Raw genomic sequence first — 21,354 nt, forward strand, 5'->3', positions numbered from 1 at the left:
ACATCATGGTTTCGTTAAGAGAAGATGAACGTTTAGATTACCTGCTCGCCGAAGATATGAAGATTATTCAAAGTAAAACGGTGTTTGCCTTTTCATTGGACGCGGTGTTATTAGCTAAATTTGCGTATGTGCCAATCCAAAAAGGAGAGATCATTGATCTTTGTACCGGAAATGGCATCGTGCCATTACTGCTTTCAACTCGATCTAAGGCCTCGATTACGGGTGTTGAAATTCAAGAACGGCTGTTTGATATGGCAAAAAGAAGTGTGGAGTATAATCAACTTGCGCACCAGATCGAATTGATTCATGGTGATTTGAATGATATGCCGGAACGCTACGGCAACCATAAAGTTGATGTGATTACATGTAATCCGCCATATTTTAAAACACCTTCTAAGGATGAAATCAATGAAAATGAATATTTGGCGATTGCACGGCATGAAATTCATTGTACATTAGAAGATGTTATTCGTGTTTCTTCCACGCTGCTAAAGCAAGGGGGGAAATTGGCGATGGTTCATCGACCAGGACGGCTGCTTGAGATTGTGGAATTAATGAAAAAATACCGAATTGAACCGAAACGAATTCAATTTGTTTATCCCAAACAAGGGAAAGAAGCCAATACCATTTTGGTAGAAGGCATAAAAGATGGAAAACCAGATCTGAAAATTCTCCCGCCTCTTTTTGTTTATGGGGAAGACCAGGAGTATACAGATGAAATCAGGACGATACTGTATGGAGAAGCATAATCATTACTTCTATGTATTAAAATGTGCAGATGGCAGCCTGTATGCGGGTTATACAAATGATTTACAAAAGAGATTGATGACCCACAATAGTGGAAAGGGAGCAAAGTATACAAGAGCGAGACGGCCGGTTGAGCTTTTTTATCATGAATGTTTTGCAACCAAAAGAGAAGCCATGCAGCAAGAATATCGTTTCAAAACGTGGACGCGGAAAAAGAAAGACATTTATATAGAAGAAATGCGAATGGAAAAGGAGGCGGCACATGAAAAAGACACAGAAAAGCTTTGATGGTCAATCTGGCATGGGTATTCTTTATCTTGTCCCAACCCCGATCGGAAATCTAGAAGATATGACGTTCCGAGCGATACAAACATTAAAAGATGTAGACTATATTGCCGCAGAAGATACAAGGCAAACAAAAAAGCTTTGTCATGTATACGAAATTGATACACCCTTAACCAGTTATCATGAGCATAACAAAGACAGCAGCGGCCACAAGTTAATCGAATGGCTAAAAGAAGGGAAAAGTATCGCACTCGTGAGTGATGCCGGTTTACCGACGATTTCAGATCCAGGGGCTGAAGTGGTTCGAGATTTTACTAGCATCGGAGGCTATGTCATTCCGTTACCTGGCGCAAATGCTGCACTAACGGCACTCATTGCATCAGGAATCGCACCTCAGCCATTTTTCTTTTATGGTTTTCTCGACCGTCAAAAAAAAGAAAAGAAAAAGCAGCTTGAAGCCTTGAAAAAACGTCAAGAAACGATCATTTTCTATGAAGCGCCCCATCGGTTAAAAGAAACGCTGACTTTAATGAAGGAAGTGTGGGGGAATCGGAACATCGCGATTACGAGAGAACTGACGAAAAAATTCGAAGAGTTTATTCGTGGGGATTTAGAATCTGTGCTGACATGGGCTGCGGAGAATCAAATTCGAGGTGAGTTCTGTCTTGTGGTACAAGGAAATGATCAAGCTGAAGAAGAGCTGAATGAAGAAGCTTGGTGGACGTCCTTATCTGAAAAAGAACATGTGATCCATTACATAGAGGAAGGATTAACGTCGAAGGAAGCCATTAAACGTACAGCTGTCGAACGTGGTGTGCCAAAGCGCACGATATACGATGCCTATCATATTGAACAATAAAGAAAGGTTCTTGCAAACGGTGCAAGAACCTTTTTATATGAACCTTATTTTTGTGATTGAAGTTGGTTTTGGATTTCGTTAATGATTTGCTCTGCACCTTCACGGCTAAGAACTAATTTACCATTAGCAAGCTTAAGGTTATCGTCTGATACTTCACCTGTTACTTGGCAAGTCATGTTTGGTTTATATTTTTTTAAGATAATTTTTTCATCATCAACATAAATTTCCAAAGCGTCTTTTTCAGCGATTCCTAGCGTACGGCGAAGTTCGATTGGAATCACCACGCGTCCTAATTCGTCAACTTTACGTACAATACCTGTAGATTTCATCTTCATTCTCCTCCCAAAAAGTTCTTATTCTTAAAATAATATTATCTTCGTCATTATTCGACAAATTCCTTACATTCCTAGCATAACAAGGTTTCCATAAATCGTCAATCATTTTGTTTACTATTGTTTGTAAAATATGACTCTTAAAGTCAAAAGACCTTGAAACTACTGGTGTATAAGGATTTTGTAGGCTTTTCCTATGAAAATATAAGAAATGACGAGATCAGATTAACAAGACTTTTGCCCTAATTTAGCCAATTGTAAATCTGGAAATAGATTTCATACGACAATATTCGACAAAATGTCGACGGGTTTGTCGTTTTTTTCGAAAAACTCATCTTTTTCGATCATTTCAGCTTGTTCTATGTATATATGCTTGATCTTAAAGGCTAAGATGGTATCATAGAGAAAGCACAAGTGCAAAATTGAATGAATTGATCTGACACATTTTCATGTAATGATGATAACCGCTCTCGTCCATTGGGCGGGAGTTTTTGACATTTACACACACGCAGGAGGTTCCGACATGCCGGAAAAGAAAAAAACGTTTTATCTGACAACACCTATTTACTATCCGAGCGGAAAATTACATATTGGACATGCTTATACGACAGTAGCAGGAGATGCTATGGCTCGTTATAAACGTCTTCAAGGCTATGATGTGATGTATTTAACAGGTACAGATGAGCACGGACAAAAAATTCAGCAAAAAGCTGAAGAACAAAATATCACACCGATCGAGTATTTAGATCCAGTCGTTGAAGACATTAAATCATTATGGAAGAAACTCGACATTTCGAATGATGACTTCATCCGTACAACAGAAAAAAGACATACGAAAATCATTGAGCAAGTCTTCCAAAAACTGCTCGATCAAGGCGATATTTATTTAGATCAATATGAGGGCTGGTACAGTATTCCTGATGAGACATTCTATACAGAAACACAGCTCGTTGATGTTGAGCGTAATGAGGAAGGGGAAGTCATTGGCGGGAAAAGCCCTGACAGCGGCCACCCCGTTGAATTAATTAAAGAGGAATCCTATTTCTTCCGTATGAGTAAGTATGCGGATCGTTTGCTCGATTATTACGAAAAGAATCCATCGTTTATTCAGCCTGAATCAAGAAAGAATGAAATGATTAATAACTTCATTAAACCAGGTTTAGAGGATTTAGCAGTATCAAGAACAACCTTTGATTGGGGAATTAAAGTTCCTAACAATCCAAAGCACGTCATTTATGTATGGATTGATGCGTTATTCAACTATTTAACTGCGATTGGCTATGGAACAGATCAAGATGAAAAATATAAAAAATATTGGCCTGCCAACGTACATCTCGTAGGAAAAGAAATTGTACGCTTCCATACGATTTATTGGCCGATTATGTTGATGGCATTAGATCTGCCTCTGCCGAAACAAATTTTCGCACACGGCTGGCTGCTCATGAAAGATGGCAAAATGTCTAAATCAAAAGGGAATGTGGTAGATCCGGTCACATTAATTGATCGCTATGGCCTCGATGCCCTTCGTTATTACCTGCTTCGCGAAGTACCATTTGGTGCAGATGGTGTGTTTACACCAGAAGGATTCGTGGAACGTGTAAACTATGACCTTGCCAATGATTTAGGTAACTTGCTTAATCGTACAGTTGCGATGGTCCAAAAATATTTTGACGGCACATTAAGCAGCTATAAAGGCCCTGTTAATGAGTTCGATGAAGAGCTGAAAGCAGTAGCTGAACAAACAGTCAAAGCCTATGAAGAAGCGATGGAAAATCTTGAATTCTCTGTGGCTCTTTCAAATGTTTGGACATTAATCAGCAGAACCAATAAATATATTGATCAAACAGCTCCGTGGGTGCTGGCAAAGGATGAAACAAAACGAAAAGAATTGCATTCTGTTATGTATCATTTAGCAGAATCACTTCGAATCACTGCAGTACTCTTAACGCCGTTCCTAACGAAAACACCTGAGAAAATCTTCTTCCAGCTTGGAATTGAAGAAGATAAGCTCAAAAGCTGGGATAGTATATTATCATTTGGTGCGATTCAACAAGCAACGGTACAAAAGGGAGAGCCTTTGTTCCCGCGTTTAGAGGTTGAAGAAGAAGTAGCCTACATTAAAGAAAAAATGCAGGGAAGTGCACCTAAGGTAGAAGAAGAGAAAGTGGAAATCGAAGAAACGGAATTACCTGAGCTGGGAGCAGAAATTGCATTTGATGATTTCTCAAAAGTTGATCTTCGAGTTGCACAGGTATTGGAAGCAGCCCCAGTGAAAAAAGCCGATCGTCTTTTAAAGCTTCAGCTTGATTTTGGATTTGAAAAAAGACAAATCGTCTCTGGGATTGCCAAGCACTATCAACCAGAAGAATTAGTAGGGAAAAAGCTCGTTTGCGTAGCAAATCTTACCCCAGTTAAACTCAGAGGGGAAATTTCCCAGGGAATGATTTTAACTGGAGAAACAGGCGGGAAATTGCAGGTTCTTGAAGTAGATCAAACTCTAGCAAATGGAACAAAAATTTTATAAATCAACAAAGGTGTTCCACGTGTAACATTTCGTCGAACACCTTTTGTTTTTTAGCAGAATTGTCGAAAGGAGCAATCAACCATGTTATTTGATACACATGCCCACTTGAATGCAGAACAATACAATGAAGACTTAGAACAGGTGATCGAAAGAGCGAAAAGCGAAAAAGTTGAGAAAATCGTGGTGGTAGGGTTTGACCGCCCAACAATTACGAGAGCGATGGAATTGATTGAAGAGTATGATTTCATATATGCAGCTATCGGCTGGCATCCAGTCGATGCTATTGATATGACAGATGAGGATTTGGCTTGGATCAAAGATTTATCTCAACACGAAAAAGTGGTTGCGATTGGTGAAATGGGTCTGGATTACTATTGGGACAAGTCGCCAAAAGATGTGCAAAAGGAAGTCTTTAGACGCCAAATTGCTCTTGCGAAGGAAGTGAATCTTCCAATCGTTATTCATAATCGTGACGCAACGGAAGATGTCGTGACGATTTTAAAGGAAGAGGGAGCAGCTGAAGTTGGAGGTATTATGCACTGCTTTACTGGCAGTCTAGAAACTGCAAAAGCGTGTATGGAGATGAACTTTTATATTTCATTCGGTGGACCCGTGACATTTAAAAATGCCAAAAAGCCAAAGGAAGTTGTAAAGGAGATACCGAGTGACAAGCTTTTGATTGAAACAGACTGCCCATACTTAACGCCAGTGCCATTTAGAGGGAAACGTAATGAGCCAAGTTATGTCAAATATATTGCAGAACAGATTGCGGAGCTGAGAGAAATCAGCTTTGAAGAGCTTGCTGAATTGACAACAATAAATGCAAAAAAAGTTTTCCGTATAAACTGACAGTATATGATGTCAATCCTTGTTTAAGCTTGTCCAATTGTGAAACATAACGAAAAAGTTCTACACGTTTGCGCCTCCTCATAGGATAAGTTGTCGATAAGTCTTTCTTCCCTTCCTTCCATAAATCTCCCATAATAGGTTTACAATCGAGCATTTTTGTACAGTGGGTGGAAGGGTTGACAGGTTTTGAGATACTCTATATAATCTCTCCGAGGAGAAGGAGGCGTTTTTCATCGTACAAAAAATGAAAAATCTGTTTTCTGTGAAGCTAGGAAAAGGCAAGATTTTATTACTCGTTGTTTGCTTGCTTTTAGCTGGAACTGGAACGGCTTACGGTGCGCATGAGCTCACTAAGCAGTCTATTACCATTTCAATCAATGGTAAAGAGAAGACAATTCGTACACATGAAGAGACAGTAGCTCAGCTGCTTTCAGACCTTGGCATAAGGACCAAGGCGGAGGATCATATCTCTCCAAGTCTAAATACAAAGATTCAAGACAACATGAACATTGTGTATGATGCGGCTATACCGGTTCATCTGACCCTAGACGGGAAAGAGAAAACGATATGGACAACAGATCAGACGGTTGGAGCATTATTGAAGAATGAGAAAATAGATATTGGGAAGCACGATCAAGTAACTCCAGGAAAGAATGACAAGTTAACAAAGGATATGAATCTTGTGATTCAGCAGGCCTTCCAGGTCAGCTTAAATGATGGAGGAAAAGATAAAAAAGTGTGGACCACTTCGACTACGGTCGCTGACTTTTTAAAGCAACAAGAGCTAAAGCTCAAGAAGCACGATAAGATCAAGCCTGCGTTACATAGTAACCTTTCTAAAAAGAGCGCAGATATAAAGATCACTCGGGTGGAAAAAGTCACCGATGTAGTGGAAGAGAAAATTGCTTTTGATACCAAACATAAAAAGGATCATTCTCTTGAAAAAGGGAAAGAGAAGGTACTTAAAAAAGGTGAAGAAGGTAAATTGAAGAAGCACTATGCCATTGTGAAAGAAAACGGCAAAGTGGTGTCTAAAGAATTGATTAAAGAAGTGACCGAAAAAGATAGTAAGGACCGATTAGTGGCTATTGGTACACAAGTGGCCAAAAAGGAGCCTACAGCGTCCCCTGCGGTTTCACGAAGCAATGAATCGTCAGGAAAAGAATTTTATGTGGCGTCAACAGCCTATACAGCGAGCTGTGCTGGATGTACGGGCAGAACGTCTACAGGCTTTAATTTAAAAGCAAATCCAGGTGCAAAGGTTATAGCAGTTGATCCGAGTGTCATTCCGCTGGGCTCAAAAGTGTATGTGGAAGGCTATGGATATGCCGTTGCATCAGACACTGGATCTGCTATAAAAGGGAATAAAATTGATGTGTTCGTCCCAAGTAAGTCGGCAGCTTATCAATGGGGAAATAAACGAGTGAAGATTAGAGTACTCAAATAAACACATCAAATCATTTATATGAACAGAGGGCTTTGCGCACCCTCTGTTTTTTTGGTTATAATAGAAGCACTGTTTTCTAATTAATTAGACGCAAAAGCAGCATGAAAGGTTTCGTTTTTTTAACCAAAAAATGTAGATTGTTTTTGCAAGCGGAGGAATACATGAAAATCAAAGAAATCATTGTGGTGGAGGGTCGTGATGACACTGCCAGAGTGAAGATGGCGGTTGATGCAGATACGATCGAAACAAACGGATCCGCCATTGGCGATACAGTCATTCAACAAGTGCGTCTTGCGCAGGAGACGAGAGGGGTCATTATTTTAACAGATCCTGATTTTCCTGGTGAGAAGATCCGTAAAACCATCGCAGAGGCAGTTCCTGGCTGTAAGCACGCTTTTTTGCCAAAACATCTTGCGAAGGCGAAGCGGGATAAAGGAATTGGTGTCGAGCATGCTTCCCTGGACAGTATTCGGGAATGTCTTGCCCATGTCCATGAAGAAATGGAAGAATCGGAAAGTGACATTACATTAGACGACTTATTTGACGCAGGCCTTATCGGAGGCGAAGCATCGAAACGCCGCCGCGAACGACTAGGAGTGCTTTTAAATATAGGATACACCAATGCGAAGCAGCTGCAAAAGCGCCTTCACATGTTCCAAATAACCAAACATGATTTTATTGCGGCCTTAAAGACCGTCATGCAGGAGGAAGCCGATGAATAAAGATATTGCGACACCCGTCAGAACGAAGGAAATACTGAAGAAGTACGGTTTCTCTTTTAAAAAGAGCTTAGGGCAGAACTTCTTAATTGATACAAATATTTTAGATCGCATTGTCGATCACGCAGAGGTTACAGATGAGACCGGCGTCATTGAAATTGGGCCTGGTATCGGCGCATTGACAGAGCAGCTCGCTAAACGTGCAAAGAAAGTCACCGCTTTTGAAATCGATCAGCGTTTATTGCCTATTTTAAACGATACGCTTTCTCCATATGATAATGTCACGATCATTCATCAAGATGTATTAAAGGCGGATGTGAGAAAGGTCATCGAGGAAAATTTTGCTGACTGTAAAGAAGTGATGGTCGTAGCCAACCTTCCATATTATGTGACAACACCGATTATTATGAAATTGCTTGAAGAAAACCTTCCATTGAAAGGGATTGTGGTCATGCTGCAAAAAGAAGTAGCAGATCGTATGGCAGCTGTCCCTTCATCTAAGGAATACAATTCACTGTCTATCGCAGTTCAATTTTACACAGAAGCAAAAACGGTGATGGTTGTGCCTAAAACGGTTTTTGTTCCTCAGCCAAATGTCGATTCGGCTGTGATTAAGCTGACTGTTCGTGAAACGCCTGCTGTCTCAGTAGAAAATGATGCGTTTTTCTTTCAATTGATCCGAGCGAGCTTTGGCCAGCGCCGGAAAACATTGATGAATAATTTGATGAATAATCTACCTGATGGAAAAAAACATAAAGCGATCATCGAAGAAGCACTTCAAACAGCAGATATTGATGGAAAGCGCCGCGGAGAATCATTATCCATTGAGGAATTTGCCCGTTTGTCGAATGTTTTACAAAAAGCCCTTTCGTAAGGGCTTTTTTCTTTTGTTTTTCACCACTTCAACTGTTCGGGCATAGGCTAGAAAGAACAGCACATATGAAAGACGACCATGTGTAGTGCAAGACGATACCAACAGGATATGAGCCTGATTGTGGAGTGAACAGCATGCAATTTCAAATAGGAGATATGGTGACGAGGGCATCCTATCAAATGGATATTATGTTTCGAATCATACGAATTGATGAGACAGATCAGCACGAAGCCACTGCCATATTGCATGGGAATGAAGTAAGGCTGATTGCTGATGCTAAGATGTCGGATCTCGTCTTGATTCAAAAAGAGGAGCAGCTGACAAGGGAGAAGGACGACGAACGGAAAATTAACGAATCGCTCGACTTACTAAGACAGGATTATCAGCTGCTGCGTGAAAAACAAGAGTATTATACTTCTGGACAATATCAGCATCAGGAGCAGTATTTTCACATGCCTGGAAGGGTCCTTCATTTAGATGGAGATGCTTCATACTTAAAGAAATGCTTAGATGTATATGAACGAATTGGTGTGCCTGTATATGGAGTGCATTGCCATGAGAAGAAAATGCCAAGCGTGATCGATTCGTTACTTGATCAATATCGGCCTGATATTTTGGTCATTACAGGGCATGATGCGTATTCCAAGCAAAAGGGCGGCGTAAATGATATCGGTGCCTATCGCCATTCTCGTCATTTCGTTGAGACGGTTCAAAAAGCAAGAAAGAAAATTCCTCATTTAGATCAGCTTGTGATCTTTGCAGGCGCCTGTCAATCTCATTTCGAATCATTGATCCAAGCAGGTGCCAATTTTGCAAGCTCACCTTCACGTGTGAACATCCATGCGCTCGATCCCGTCTATATCGTTGCGAAGATCAGCTTCACTCCATTTGTAGATCGAATCAACGTATGGGATGTGCTTCGTAATACATTAACAAGAGAAAAAGGTCTCGGAGGCATCGAGACGAAGGGTGTTTTAAGGGTAGGTATGCCATATAAAAAAGACCATGAATCGACATAACCCGACTGATTTCAGTCTGGTTTTTTTTATGTGTAAAAAGAAATTTCAAACGGATACATATTTCACCGGAATTTGAGAAAAATAGGGAGGAGAAAAGGTAGAAGTTTGTCAAAATTATTTTGTTGACAATGGCTCGTGTTGGTTGATATAATTTAATTTTTATTTGACAAAAATGGGCCGTTGTTGTATAATTATCTCAGTGAGGTGGATGCAATGGCGAAGACTTTGTCCGACATCAAAAGATCGCTTGATGGTAACTTAGGTAAACGTTTGACGTTAAAGGCTAACGGAGGCCGCCGTAAAACAATTGAGCGTTCGGGCATTTTAGCTGAAACGTACCCTTCTGTATTTGTGATTCAATTAGATCAAGATGAGAATTCGTTTGAAAGAGTTTCTTACAGTTATGCAGATATACTGACTGAGACGGTCGAATTAACGTTCGATGATGCCGCTAGCTCAGTCGCCTATTAATGGGCAGTGAACTTCTTGTTTACTGCTTTTTGTTTTGCCTTTTTTTCTGAATGGGAGTCTGTCCATTTTTTGAAAGGGGTAAAAGAAAAGATTCGATACAAAATAAGAAAGCCACAAAAGCAGTGGCACTGATTCGAATTCTCGACTAAAGGGGCTGTTTCGTTTGGGTAGACGCCGAGGCATTATGTCAGATGAGTTCAAATACGAGCTGGCGAAGGATCTTGGATTTTATGATACCGTCAAAAATGGAGGCTGGGGAGAAATTCGTGCGCGTGACGCAGGGAATATGGTCAAACGTGCCATCGAATTAGCTCAGCAGCACATGGCTCAGGAAGAGAATCAACGATAGAAAAATGGTCAGGGATACCTCAGGTGTCTCTGGCTTTTTTTGTTGGAAAAGTCAGTGTGCTGGGCGTAAAAGCCAATATTCATCAGATCCATCAAATGTGATACAATATTGATACTTATGTTTAGATGGAGAAGTAGGTGAAATGTTTGCGTATTTTAGAAAAAGCACCGGCAAAAATTAATCTCTCACTTGATGTCCATGGAAAAAGACCGGATGGATATCACGAAGTAGAGATGGTGATGACAACAATAGACCTTGCAGATCGACTTGAGCTGACGGAGCTGGATAAAGACGAAATCCGTGTATCATCTCATAATCGATTTGTGCCAGATGATCAGCGTAACTTGGCTTATCAGGCAGCTAAATTACTCAAAACAAGGTTCGGTATTCAAAAAGGAGTATCGATTGTCATCACAAAAGCAATCCCTGTTGCAGCAGGTTTAGCTGGAGGCAGCAGTGATGCTGCCGCAGCGCTTCGCGGTTTAAACCGTTTGTGGAAGTTGAATCTCACGTTAGATGAACTGGCTGAGCTTGGAGCGGAGATCGGCTCAGATGTGTCTTTTTGTGTACACGGAGGCACAGCACTAGCGACAGGACGTGGAGAAAAACTGAAGCATATCGCGACACCGCCGCATTGCTGGGTGATTTTAGCGAAGCCGGTGATTGGGGTATCTACAGCTGAAGTTTATAGACAATATGACGCAAGCAAAGTAGAACATCCAAATGTACAGCGTATGATTGAAGCCATTGAAGCGAAAGATTATAAAGAGATGTGCGGCTCACTCGGTAACGTTCTGGAGTCAGTGACATTAAAGATGTATCCAGAAGTAGATATGATCAAAAGACAGATGAAGCGTTTCGGTGCTGATGCTGTATTAATGAGTGGAAGCGGCCCAACGGTATTTGGCTTGATTCAATATGAATCGAAGGTACAAAGAATATATAACGGACTGAGAGGATTTTGTGATCAAGTATACGCTGTCCGCATGATCGGCGAACAAAATGCCCTTGATTAAATCCGTATATTAAGTTATATTATTCATAAATTATTCGGGTTCTGGGGGTAAGTTCATGAAGTTTCGTCGAAGCGGCAGATTGGTGGACTTAACAAATTATTTGTTAGCCCACCCGCACGTACTAGTACCTTTAACTTTTTTTGCAGAGCGATATCAATCTGCAAAGTCCTCCATTAGTGAAGACTTAACGATTATCAAACAGACCTTCGAACAGCAGGGAATAGGCACATTGCTTACTGTACCTGGCGCTGCTGGCGGAGTGAAATATATTCCAAAAATACACCTAAAAGAAGCAGATGACGTAGTAAACGATATCGGAGAGGCATTATCAACTCCTGAACGTGTACTTCCTGGCGGTTATTTATATTTAACCGATGTTTTAGGCAATCCATCGATACTTGCGAAAATCGGTAAGCTGTTTGCGACCATCTTTGCGGACCGTGCGATTGATGTCGTCATGACCGTTGCGACAAAAGGTATTCCGATTGCCTATTCTGTTGCGGGTTATTTAAATGTGCCTGTTGTGATCGTTAGAAAAGATAATAAGGTAACCGAAGGATCAACTGTCAGTATTAATTATGCGTCAGGTTCTTCTAACCGAATTCAAACCATGTCCCTTGCAAAGCGAAGCTTAGATAAAGGCTCCAATGTGTTGATCATTGATGACTTTATGAAAGCGGGCGGAACCATTAACGGCATGATGAATTTGCTTGAGGAATTTAATGCAAATGTTGCAGGGATCGGTGTTCTTTTAGAAGATGAAGGCGTAGATGAACGTCTTGTCGATGAATATGTCTCGTTGTTAAAGCTTTCTACCATTGATATGAAGCAAAAAATCATTGAGATCAATGAAGGCAATTTCCACGAGTTTTTTCATTCGAAAGCGTAAGCTTTGATTAAACATGTATTTGAATGGGAGAGATTGATATGACAAAAGTTGTTCAAACCAAACATGCACCAGCAGCCATTGGACCTTACTCTCAAGGAATTATTGTCAATAACATGTTTTACAGCTCAGGGCAAATTCCATTAACCCCAGCTGGAGATTTTGTAAATGGAGATATTAAAGAACAAACACATCAAGTATTCCGTAATCTTGAGGCTGTACTTGAAGCAGCAGGTGCTTCCTTTGAAACAGTCGTGAAAGCAACTGTTTTCATTAAAGATATGGAACAATTCGCTGAAGTGAATGAAGTGTACGGTGAGTATTTCCATACACATAAGCCAGCTCGTTCATGCGTGGAAGTGGCAAGACTTCCAAAGGATGCGCTTGTAGAAATAGAAGTAGTTGCATTAGTTAAATAAACAGGCACTCTCAATGAAAGCCGTTTGGTTTCATCATATGCAGGGAAAGACATCATCATGATGTCTTTTTTTATGCTGAGAATGTAAGCGCCGTCACGAATATGACAAATAATGTATAAATATCCCGATATTTCAAAAAAAGTTTAAAAAAAGAGCAGGAGAATCACCACGATCGTTGAATACCTAAGTAATGCTTTTATATTGGGAAAAGGTGGTGAACTACTGTGGAAGTTACTGACGTAAGATTACGCCGCGTGAATACCGATGGTCGCATGAGGGCGATTGCATCCATCACGCTGGACCACGAATTTGTTGTTCATGATATTCGTGTGATTGATGGAAACAATGGGTTGTTTGTAGCAATGCCTAGCAAACGCACGCCTGATGGAGAGTTTCGCGATATTGCACATCCAATTAATTCAAGCACTCGGGGTAAAATCCAAGATGCTGTATTAAATGAATATCATCGCTTAGGCGAAGAGGAAGAAACAATTGAATATGAAGAAGCTGGAGCTTCTTAATCATATGTGAACTTAAAAAGACGGCTTTAAGAGAAAATGAATGTTTTCTTTTAAATGCTGTCTTTTTTTCGTTCTTTCTCTTGTTTCTTAAGTCTTTCATCTGTTAGAAAATTATTGTACTTCCTTATGTATCCTTGAAATCAGTCTTTATTTAGGATATATTTTTCTATGGATAATAGGGATATTGGAGGCCAATCAATGGATAAGCGGTTCGCAGTGATTTTAGCAGCGGGAAAAGGAACGAGAATGAAGTCAAAGCTATATAAAGTACTTCATCCAGTTTGCGGAAAGCCAATGGTCGAGCATGTGGCAGATGAAGCGTTAAAGCTTTCTTTAGCCAAGCTGGTGACGATTGTCGGTCATGGTGCAGAGGACGTGAAAGAGCAGCTTGGAGACAGAAGTGAGTATGCACTTCAAGAAGAACAGCTGGGAACAGCCCATGCCGTCAAACAAGCAAAGTCGTTCCTCGCGCAGGAAAAGGGAACAACCATTGTCATTTGTGGTGATACGCCATTATTGACAGCGGAAACAATGGAAGCCATGTTAAGCGAGCATCAAAAACATCAAGCGAAAGTCACTATTTTAACAGCACATGCGGATGATCCGACAGGCTATGGCCGTATTATTCGTGACGAAACAGGTGCTGTCGTGAAAATTGTGGAGCATAAAGATGCGAACGATGCAGAGCGTCAAGTGAATGAAATTAATACAGGGACTTATTGCTTTTCAAATGAAGATCTCTTCCGTGTGATTGAGCAAGTGTCGAATGAAAATGCACAGGGTGAATACTACTTGCCAGACGTTATTGAAATTCTAAAAAATGAAGGGCAAACAGTTGCAGCTTATCAAACACCGCATTTTGAAGAAACACTTGGAGTTAACGATCGTATCGCTCTATCACAAGCAGAGCAATTCATGAAGCGACGTATTAATCATCAGCATATGAAGAATGGTGTGACCTTGATTGATCCTGAGAACACGTATATTTCGCCAGATTCTGTCATCGGTGAAGATACAGTTATTTATCCTGGGACGGTCATCAAAGGGAATGTAAAAATCGGTGCAGACGCCACTATTGGGCCAAACACTGAAATTGTTGACAGCATCATCGGAGATCGAACAGTCATTAAGCAATCTGTCGTCTGCGATAGTGAGGTTGGAGTTGATGTGACAATTGGACCGTTTGCTCATATTCGCCCGTTGTCGAAAATTGGCGATGAAGTAAAAATCGGAAATTTTGTCGAAATCAAGAAAACAGTTTTCGGAGACCGCAGCAAGGCATCTCATCTAAGCTACATTGGAGACGCAGAGGTCGGAACTGATGTAAATCTTGGCTGTGGTTCCATTACAGTCAACTATGATGGGAAAAACAAATTCTTAACGAAGATTGAAGACGGCGCATTTATTGGCTGTAATTCAAATCTAGTTGCACCAGTCACTGTCGGAAAAGGGGCATATGTTGCAGCCGGTTCAACGGTTACAGAAGATGTACCGCAGGATGCATTGTCTATTGCTAGAGCAAGACAAGTCAATAAAGAAGATTATGTGAAAAATATTCATAAAAAATAATCCAAATACCCGGAGGTTTACCATACCATGTCTAATCGTTATGCTGATGCGAATTTAAAGATATTCTCTTTGAATTCAAACCCTGAACTTGCCAAAGAAATTGCCGATCGTATCGGAGTTGATGTAGGAAAGAGCTCTGTTAAACGTTTTAGTGACGGTGAAGTCCAAATCAATATTGAAGAAAGTATCCGCGGCTGTGATTGTTATGTCATTCAATCAACAAGTGCGCCAGTCAATGAGCATATTATGGAACTGCTCATTATGGTGGATGCGCTAAAACGCGCTTCTGCGAAAACTGTCAATATTGTGATCCCTTATTACGGATATGCACGTCAAGATCGTAAGGCAAAACCTCGTGAGCCAATCACTGCGAAGCTTTTTGCAAACTTGCTTGAAACAGCAGGTGCTACACGTGTGATTGCACTTGATCTTCATGCGCCGCAAATCCAAGGTTTCTTCGATATTCCAATCGATAACTTAATGGCTGTGCCAATCTTAACAAACTATTTCGAACAGAAGAACTTGAATGATATCGTTGTTGTGTCTCCTGACCACGGTGGTGTGACACGTGCGCGTAAAATGGCAGACCGCCTGAAAGCGCCGATCGCAATTATCGACAAACGCCGTCCAAAGCCAAACGTTGCTGAAGTCATGAACATTATTGGTAACATTGAAGGCAAAACGGCGATTCTGATCGATGATATCATTGATACAGCTGGTACTATTACACTTGCAGCAAATGCGCTAGTCGAAAATGGAGCAGCTGAAGTATATGCTTGCTGTACGCACCCAGTATTGTCTGGACCAGCAGTAGAACGTATCACAAACTCTAAAATTAAAGAATTGGTTGTGACAAACAGTATTCAATTAACTGATGACAAGAAAGTTGGAAAATTCATTCCGCTTTCGGTTGGGCCTTTGCTTGCAGAAGCCATCATCCGTGTACATGAAGAAGAATCTGTGAGCTACCTTTTCAGCTAATTTTCTGATTAAAAAAGGCCCTAGGCATCAAGCTTGGGGTCTTTTTGCTATCATCATTCACGGCAAATAGGTTTAAAATGATTCGGTTATGGGTAATTATGAAAGTAGTGACAAAAAAAGAAATAGGATGGTGCTGAATATGGCAACTTTAAAAGCAAATAAAAGAACTGATTTCAAACGTTCCACACTGCAAAAAATCCGTCATTCAGGACACGTTCCTGGTGTCATATACGGAAAAAATACAGACAGCCTGGCTGTTTCATTAGACAGCATCGATTTATTAAAGACCTTACGTGATGAAGGGAAGAATACAATTATCACCTTAGACGTGGGTGGTGAAACGAAATCTGTGATGGTGACAGAATTACAAACAGATCCGCTGAAAAACGAGCTTGTCCATGCTGACTTCCAAGTTGTTGACTTACAGCGTGAAATTGAGGCAGATGTACCAATACAGCTGATTGGCGAGTCTAAAGGGGTAAAAGATGGCGGTGTGCTTCAGCAGCCACTATTTGAATTATCTGTTACAGCGAAACCAAAAGATATCCCGCAGAATATTGAAGCTGATATTACAAACTTAGAAGTCAATGATGTCTTAACAGTTGCTGATCTGCCTGTTCAGTCATCTTATCAAATCAATAATGATCCAGAAGAAGTCGTTGCCTCCATTCTGCCGCCTCAGCAATCAGAGGTTCCTGAGCCGGATAGCGAAGAAGAGCCGCAAGAGCCTGAGGCCATTAAAGAAAAGGATGACGATGGAGAATAACTGGTCATTTAAAGACGTAACCCTCCCGCGGTTGCGTCTTTTGTGCTAGAATGAAAAGAATTCATACGTTTTTACATGAGGCAATCTGATTGGCTCATTTTTTAGGCGTGTGCTGTGTGACAAAGGAGGTTATTGGTTTCATGATTGCATTCGTTGGATTAGGCAATCCAGGAAAAGAATATGAAAAAACAAGACATAATGTCGGGTTTATGACAATAGATGAATTATCGAAAAAATGGGGCATTCCTTTAAATCAATCAAAATTCCATGGACAATTTGGAACTGGGTTTGTTTCGGGGCAAAAGGTTCTACTTGTAAAGCCGCTTACATATATGAACTTATCAGGAGAATGTGTGCGTCCGCTGATGGACTATTACGATATTCCCCTCGAACATTTGAAAGTGATCTATGATGATCTTGATTTGCCAACTGGCCGGATTCGCCTACGTACAAAAGGAAGTGCAGGCGGGCATAATGGAATCAAATCATTGATTCAGCATTTAGGTTCACCTGAATTTGACCGATTCCGTATCGGCATTGGACGTCCTCAAAACGGCATGAAGGTCGTTGATTACGTACTAGGACGTTTCTCAGAAGAAGAACAGCCTGACATCGCATCAGCCATTCAATCGTCTGTCGAGGCTTGTGAAGCGGCTTTAAAAAAGCCATTTTTAGAAGTGATGAATGATTTTAACAAGAAGGTATAAGAATGATAAGTGAAGCACATACTGATCATAAAATCTCAGCATGGGAGGATCACGTATGGCTTTGCATTATTACTGCCGCCACTGTGGTGTAAAGGTTGGCAGTCTAGATGAATCCGCTGTCCAAAGTGAAGCACTTGGATTTCATCACTTAACAAATGAGGAAAGAAACGATATGATTTCTTATAGGGAAAATGGTGATTTACATGTACAAACCATTTGTGAGGATTGCCAAGAGGCGCTCGAAAGAAATCCTGATTACCATCAGTATCATACTTTTATTCAATAAAAAAGCTTTGGTGTAGATATTAGACCAAAGCGTTTTTCTGTTTTAAACAAACAGGGAGGAGGAGCCAAATGAAAAACATACAATCATTTATCAAACAAAGTGATGATTTTCAGTCCATTTTTAATGGACTAAAGGAAGGGTTAAAAGAACAGCTGCTTGCCGGACTATCAGGCTCCGTCAGATCTTTATTTACAGCCGCGATATCAGACGAACTGAAGCGGCCAATGTTTATTGTGACTCACAATTTATATCAGGCGCAGAAGGTTACAGATGATCTAGCAAGTGTGATGCCCGATCGCTCGGTCCTTCTTTATCCTGTCAATGAACTCATCGCTTCAGAAATTGCAGTGGCCAGTCCTGAGCTGAGAGCACAGCGTTTGGATGTCTTGAATCGACTTGCGAATGGAGAAGACCCCATTATCGTCACTCCCGCTGCTGCGGTTCGCAGGATGCTTCCGCCAGTTGAGCTCTGGAAGGAGAGTCAGATCCATTTAAAGATCGGTGAAGAAATTGATTTGGAGGCGTTTTCAAAACAGCTCGTACAAATTGGTTATGACCGGACCTCGATGGTTGCAGCGCCCGGAGATTTTAGTGTGCGCGGAGGAATTATCGACATCTATGCGTTAACGGAAGATCATCCAATCCGTATTGAACTGTTTGATACAGAAGTAGACTCGATTCGAACGTTTCATTCGGATACACAGCGTTCATTAGAAACCCTTCAAGAAATCAAAATAGGTCCTGCAAAAGAGTTAATTGTGAGAGGTCCGGAACGAGTGAGAGCCATTGAACAGCTTGATCAAGGGCTGGCGAAGAGCTTAAAGAAATTCAACTCAGATCAGCAAAAAGAACTGCTTCATCAAAATATATCTGCTGATCGCGAGAAGCTGTTAGAAGGCATCGTGACACAGGAAATGACGAAGTACCTGTCCTATTTCTATGAAAAGCCTGCTAGTTTGCTAGATTACACATCGCAGGATACGATTATTATTTTAGATGAAATCAGCAGAATTCAGGAGATGGAAGAACAGCTTGAACAGGAAGAAGCCGATTGGACAATTAGTCTGCTTGAAGAAGGCAATATTCTTCATGATTTATCTCTATCTTTCCCGTTCCAAGAACTGATCAATCAGCAATCGAGATCCATTCTGTACTACTCTTTGTTCCTGAGACATGTCCAGCAGACAAATCCGCAAAATATCGTCAATGTATCTAGTAAGCAAATGCAGAATTTCCACGGACAGATGAATGTGCTGGCGAGTGAAATTGAACGCTATAAAAAACAGCAATACACGGTTGTCTTCTTAGGTGCTGATGAAGAGCGGACAGAAAAGCTGTCGTCTGTTCTGCATGATTATGACATTGAAGCCGCTCTTGCTAAACCGGACGCTGAGCTTGTGAGCGGACAGGTGTATATTTTACAAGGTGAGCTGCAAACAGGCTTTGAACTGCCGTTATCAAAAATTGCTGTAATCACAGAAGGTGAACTCTTCAAGAAACGTGTGAAAAAACAGGCGCGTAAGCAAAAGCTGACCAATGCAGAGCGGATCAAGAGCTATTCAGAGCTTCAAGTCGGCGATTATGTGGTGCACATTAACCACGGGATCGGTAAATATTTAGGAATTGAAACGCTTGAAATCGGCGGCATTCATAAAGATTATTTAAATATTCATTATCAAGGAAGCGACAAGCTTTATGTACCGGTTGAACAAATTGATCAGGTGCAGAAATATGTAGGATCAGAAGGTAAAGAACCAAAGCTGTACAAACTAGGCGGCAGCGATTGGAAACGCGTGAAGAAAAAAGTTGAAACATCTGTACAGGACATCGCAGATGATCTGATTAAACTGTACGCAGAACGCGAGGCAAGCAAAGGATATGCCTTCTCGCCTGATCATGAGATGCAGCGCCAGTTTGAATCTGCGTTCCCTTATCAGGAAACAGATGATCAAATCCGTTCGATTCACGAAATTAAACAGGATATGGAGCGGGAACGTCCAATGGACCGTCTGCTTTGTGGAGATGTGGGTTACGGAAAAACGGAGGTGGCTATTCGTGCGGCCTTTAAAGCGATTGCTGACGGGAAGCAGGTAGCCTTGCTTGTTCCGACAACCATCTTAGCACAGCAGCATTTTGACACAATCATGGACCGATTCCAAGACTACCCTGTCAAAATTGCGCAGCTGAGCCGTTTCCGTACAAGAAAAGAAACAACTGAAACGTTAAAAGGGCTGAAAAACGGAACGATCGATATGGTTATCGGCACACACCGCCTTCTTTCAAAAGACATCGTCTACAAGGATTTAGGACTGTTGATCATTGATGAGGAACAGCGTTTTGGTGTGACGCATAAAGAGAAAATTAAGCAGATGAAAGCCAATATCGACGTACTGACATTAACGGCTACGCCAATTCCGCGTACGCTTCATATGTCCATGCTTGGCGTACGGGATTTATCAGTGATTGAAACACCGCCTGAAAACCGTTTCCCTGTTCAAACCTATGTGGTTGAGTATAATGGCGCTCTAGTCAGAGAAGCGATAGAGCGAGAATTAGCACGCGGCGGTCAAGTGTACTTCCTTTACAACCGTGTTGAGGATATTGAACGAAAAGCAGACGAAATCTCCATGCTAGTCCCAGACGCAAAAGTCAGTTATGCGCACGGGAAAATGAGTGAGAACGAGCTGGAATCAGTGATGATTAATTTTCTTGAAGGTGAATCAGATGTATTGGTCAGTACCACCATCATTGAAACGGGAGTCGATATTCCAAATGTGAACACGCTCATCGTCCACGATGCCGATAAAATGGGGCTCTCTCAGCTGTACCAGCTAAGAGGACGAGTCGGGCGTTCGAACCGTGTCGCTTATGCTTATTTCACGTATCGAAAAGATAAAGTTCTTTCTGAAGTTGCGGAGAAAAGACTTCAAGCCATTAAAGAATTCACAGAGCTCGGATCTGGGTTTAAAATTGCGATGCGTGATTTAACAATTCGAGGAGCAGGGAACTTACTTGGTGCTCAGCAGCATGGCTTCATTGATTCGGTTGGATTCGACCTCTATTCTCAAATGCTGAAAGAAGCCATTGAGGAAAGAAGAGGCGATACAACGGCTCAAGATAAGTTCGAGCCAGAAATTGATCTGCAAATTGATGCTTACATCCCAGACACTTATATTTCGGATGGCAAGCAAAAGATTGAAATGTATAAACAGTTCAGAGCAATTGGATCGATTGAAGAGAGAAAAGAGCTTCAGGATGAAATGATCGACCGATTTGGTGAATATCCGCAAGAAGTGGCTGACTTGTTTACGATTGCGACAATGAAGGTGTACGCTGTCCAAGAACGTGTCGAGCTGATCAAGATGGAGAAAGGCATTGTCAGAATGACTCTTGATGAGAAAGCAAGCAGTGAAATCGACGGTCAAAAATTATTTGAGCTCGGCAGTAAATATGGACGTGAAATCGGGTTAGGAATGGAAGGCAGCAAGCTGATTATTTCTGTCCAAACGAAAGGCAAGAAGACTGAGGAATGGCTTGAGGTTGTCCTTAACATGCTTCGAGGCCTTCAAGATGTGAAAAAAGAAACCATTCCATCTTCATAAAATTTTGTTTGTCTCTCGTGTATATTACGTTTGATGTGACGGATACTAAACTCAGGGTCAAGTGGTGAATGTTGCATAAAGTGGACGCTTTTGTTCCATTCACCCAACACATCATCAAACGAAAGA

At 41.2% G+C, this 21,354-nt stretch carries 22 protein-coding genes; 21 read left to right on the plus strand and 1 reads right to left on the minus strand.

The window, feature by feature from the left end:
* The first annotated feature begins 5 nt into the window (after positions 1-5).
* The 3 genes from MHI23_RS00240 to rsmI are packed head-to-tail and all read left to right on the plus strand — an operon-like array spanning position 6 to position 1,891.
* Positions 6-749: a tRNA1(Val) (adenine(37)-N6)-methyltransferase gene (locus tag MHI23_RS00240; protein WP_024427205.1), complete on the plus strand. Its 744-nt coding sequence runs from the start codon at positions 6-8 to the stop codon at positions 747-749.
* Entirely contained in the window at positions 736-1,035 is a 300-nt protein-coding gene (locus MHI23_RS00245) for a GIY-YIG nuclease family protein (RefSeq protein WP_041105706.1), read from the plus strand. The genes MHI23_RS00240 and MHI23_RS00245 overlap by 14 nt, the downstream gene beginning before the upstream one ends.
* Entirely contained in the window at positions 1,010-1,891 is an 882-nt protein-coding gene (gene rsmI / locus MHI23_RS00250; protein ID WP_024425632.1) for a 16S rRNA (cytidine(1402)-2'-O)-methyltransferase, read from the plus strand. Before MHI23_RS00245 ends, rsmI begins: the two co-directional genes overlap by 26 nt.
* 44 nt (positions 1,892-1,935) lie before the next feature.
* Here rsmI and MHI23_RS00255 read toward each other — a convergent pair whose 3' ends face one another.
* Entirely contained in the window at positions 1,936-2,226 is a 291-nt protein-coding gene (locus MHI23_RS00255) for an AbrB/MazE/SpoVT family DNA-binding domain-containing protein (protein WP_087975202.1), read from the minus strand.
* 520 nt (positions 2,227-2,746) lie between these two features.
* On the opposite strand from MHI23_RS00255, the gene metG reads away from it, so the two are divergent.
* The 18 genes from metG (at position 2,747) to mfd (ending at position 21,228) form a co-directional block, all read left to right on the plus strand.
* On the plus strand, positions 2,747-4,747 hold the full coding sequence (gene metG / locus MHI23_RS00260) for a methionine--tRNA ligase (RefSeq protein ID WP_125587538.1): 2,001 nt from the start codon (positions 2,747-2,749) through the stop codon (positions 4,745-4,747).
* Positions 4,748-4,828: 81 nt separating this feature from the next.
* Positions 4,829-5,596, plus strand: coding sequence for a TatD family hydrolase (locus MHI23_RS00265; RefSeq protein ID WP_125587539.1), 768 nt, complete (start codon positions 4,829-4,831; stop codon positions 5,594-5,596).
* Positions 5,597-5,840: 244 nt separating this feature from the next.
* Complete coding sequence (locus tag MHI23_RS00270; protein WP_125587540.1) at positions 5,841-7,043, plus strand: G5 and 3D domain-containing protein; 1,203 nt, start codon at positions 5,841-5,843, stop codon at positions 7,041-7,043.
* Positions 7,044-7,204: 161 nt separating this feature from the next.
* Positions 7,205-7,765: a ribonuclease M5 gene (rnmV, locus tag MHI23_RS00275; protein ID WP_017359323.1), complete on the plus strand. Its 561-nt coding sequence runs from the start codon at positions 7,205-7,207 to the stop codon at positions 7,763-7,765.
* Complete coding sequence (rsmA, locus tag MHI23_RS00280) at positions 7,758-8,636, plus strand: 16S rRNA (adenine(1518)-N(6)/adenine(1519)-N(6))-dimethyltransferase RsmA (RefSeq protein WP_025093515.1); 879 nt, start codon at positions 7,758-7,760, stop codon at positions 8,634-8,636. The genes rnmV and rsmA overlap by 8 nt, the downstream gene beginning before the upstream one ends.
* A gap of 134 nt (positions 8,637-8,770) precedes the next feature.
* The gene (gene yabG, locus MHI23_RS00285) at positions 8,771-9,655 is read left to right on the plus strand and encodes a sporulation peptidase YabG (RefSeq protein ID WP_125587541.1); all 885 of its coding nucleotides are present in this window, start codon (positions 8,771-8,773) and stop codon (positions 9,653-9,655) included.
* A 213-nt stretch (positions 9,656-9,868) separates the two neighbouring features.
* A complete protein-coding gene (locus MHI23_RS00290; protein ID WP_024425637.1) occupies positions 9,869-10,126 on the plus strand; it encodes a Veg family protein in 258 nt (85 codons plus the stop codon).
* A 163-nt stretch (positions 10,127-10,289) separates the two neighbouring features.
* Positions 10,290-10,475 carry a small, acid-soluble spore protein, alpha/beta type gene (locus tag MHI23_RS00295; protein ID WP_017366434.1) on the plus strand — a complete coding sequence of 62 codons (186 nt, stop codon included), beginning with the start codon at positions 10,290-10,292 and terminating at the stop codon, positions 10,473-10,475.
* Between the two features lie 146 nt (positions 10,476-10,621).
* A complete protein-coding gene (gene ispE / locus MHI23_RS00300; RefSeq protein WP_019743558.1) occupies positions 10,622-11,491 on the plus strand; it encodes a 4-(cytidine 5'-diphospho)-2-C-methyl-D-erythritol kinase in 870 nt (289 codons plus the stop codon).
* A gap of 55 nt (positions 11,492-11,546) precedes the next feature.
* Positions 11,547-12,380 (plus strand): pur operon repressor, encoded by an 834-nt coding sequence (gene purR / locus MHI23_RS00305; RefSeq protein WP_024425638.1) that lies wholly within the window; start codon positions 11,547-11,549, stop codon positions 12,378-12,380.
* Positions 12,381-12,418: 38 nt separating this feature from the next.
* Entirely contained in the window at positions 12,419-12,796 is a 378-nt protein-coding gene (ridA, locus tag MHI23_RS00310; protein WP_024425639.1) for a 2-iminobutanoate/2-iminopropanoate deaminase, read from the plus strand.
* A 224-nt stretch (positions 12,797-13,020) separates the two neighbouring features.
* The gene (spoVG, locus tag MHI23_RS00315) at positions 13,021-13,317 is read left to right on the plus strand and encodes a septation regulator SpoVG (protein WP_008357439.1); all 297 of its coding nucleotides are present in this window, start codon (positions 13,021-13,023) and stop codon (positions 13,315-13,317) included.
* A 198-nt stretch (positions 13,318-13,515) separates the two neighbouring features.
* The gene (gene glmU / locus MHI23_RS00320; RefSeq protein WP_025093516.1) at positions 13,516-14,886 is read left to right on the plus strand and encodes a bifunctional UDP-N-acetylglucosamine diphosphorylase/glucosamine-1-phosphate N-acetyltransferase GlmU; all 1,371 of its coding nucleotides are present in this window, start codon (positions 13,516-13,518) and stop codon (positions 14,884-14,886) included.
* 27 nt (positions 14,887-14,913) lie between these two features.
* Positions 14,914-15,867: a ribose-phosphate diphosphokinase gene (locus MHI23_RS00325; RefSeq protein ID WP_024425641.1), complete on the plus strand. Its 954-nt coding sequence runs from the start codon at positions 14,914-14,916 to the stop codon at positions 15,865-15,867.
* Positions 15,868-16,006: 139 nt separating this feature from the next.
* Positions 16,007-16,633, plus strand: coding sequence for a 50S ribosomal protein L25/general stress protein Ctc (locus tag MHI23_RS00330; protein WP_024425642.1), 627 nt, complete (start codon positions 16,007-16,009; stop codon positions 16,631-16,633).
* 140 nt (positions 16,634-16,773) lie between these two features.
* Positions 16,774-17,340, plus strand: a complete 567-nt coding sequence (gene pth, locus MHI23_RS00335) for an aminoacyl-tRNA hydrolase (protein ID WP_342492191.1) — start codon at positions 16,774-16,776, stop codon at positions 17,338-17,340.
* Between the two features lie 55 nt (positions 17,341-17,395).
* Positions 17,396-17,626 carry an anti-sigma-F factor Fin family protein gene (locus MHI23_RS00340; RefSeq protein WP_003217967.1) on the plus strand — a complete coding sequence of 77 codons (231 nt, stop codon included), beginning with the start codon at positions 17,396-17,398 and terminating at the stop codon, positions 17,624-17,626.
* 68 nt (positions 17,627-17,694) lie between these two features.
* Entirely contained in the window at positions 17,695-21,228 is a 3,534-nt protein-coding gene (mfd, locus tag MHI23_RS00345) for a transcription-repair coupling factor (protein ID WP_125587543.1), read from the plus strand.
* Positions 21,229-21,354: the final 126 nt, after the last annotated feature.

This window comes from Bacillus sp. FSL M7-0003, assembly GCF_038628485.1.
In the GTDB taxonomy this organism is placed as follows: Bacteria; Bacillota; Bacilli; order Bacillales; family Bacillaceae; genus Bacillus; species Bacillus safensis.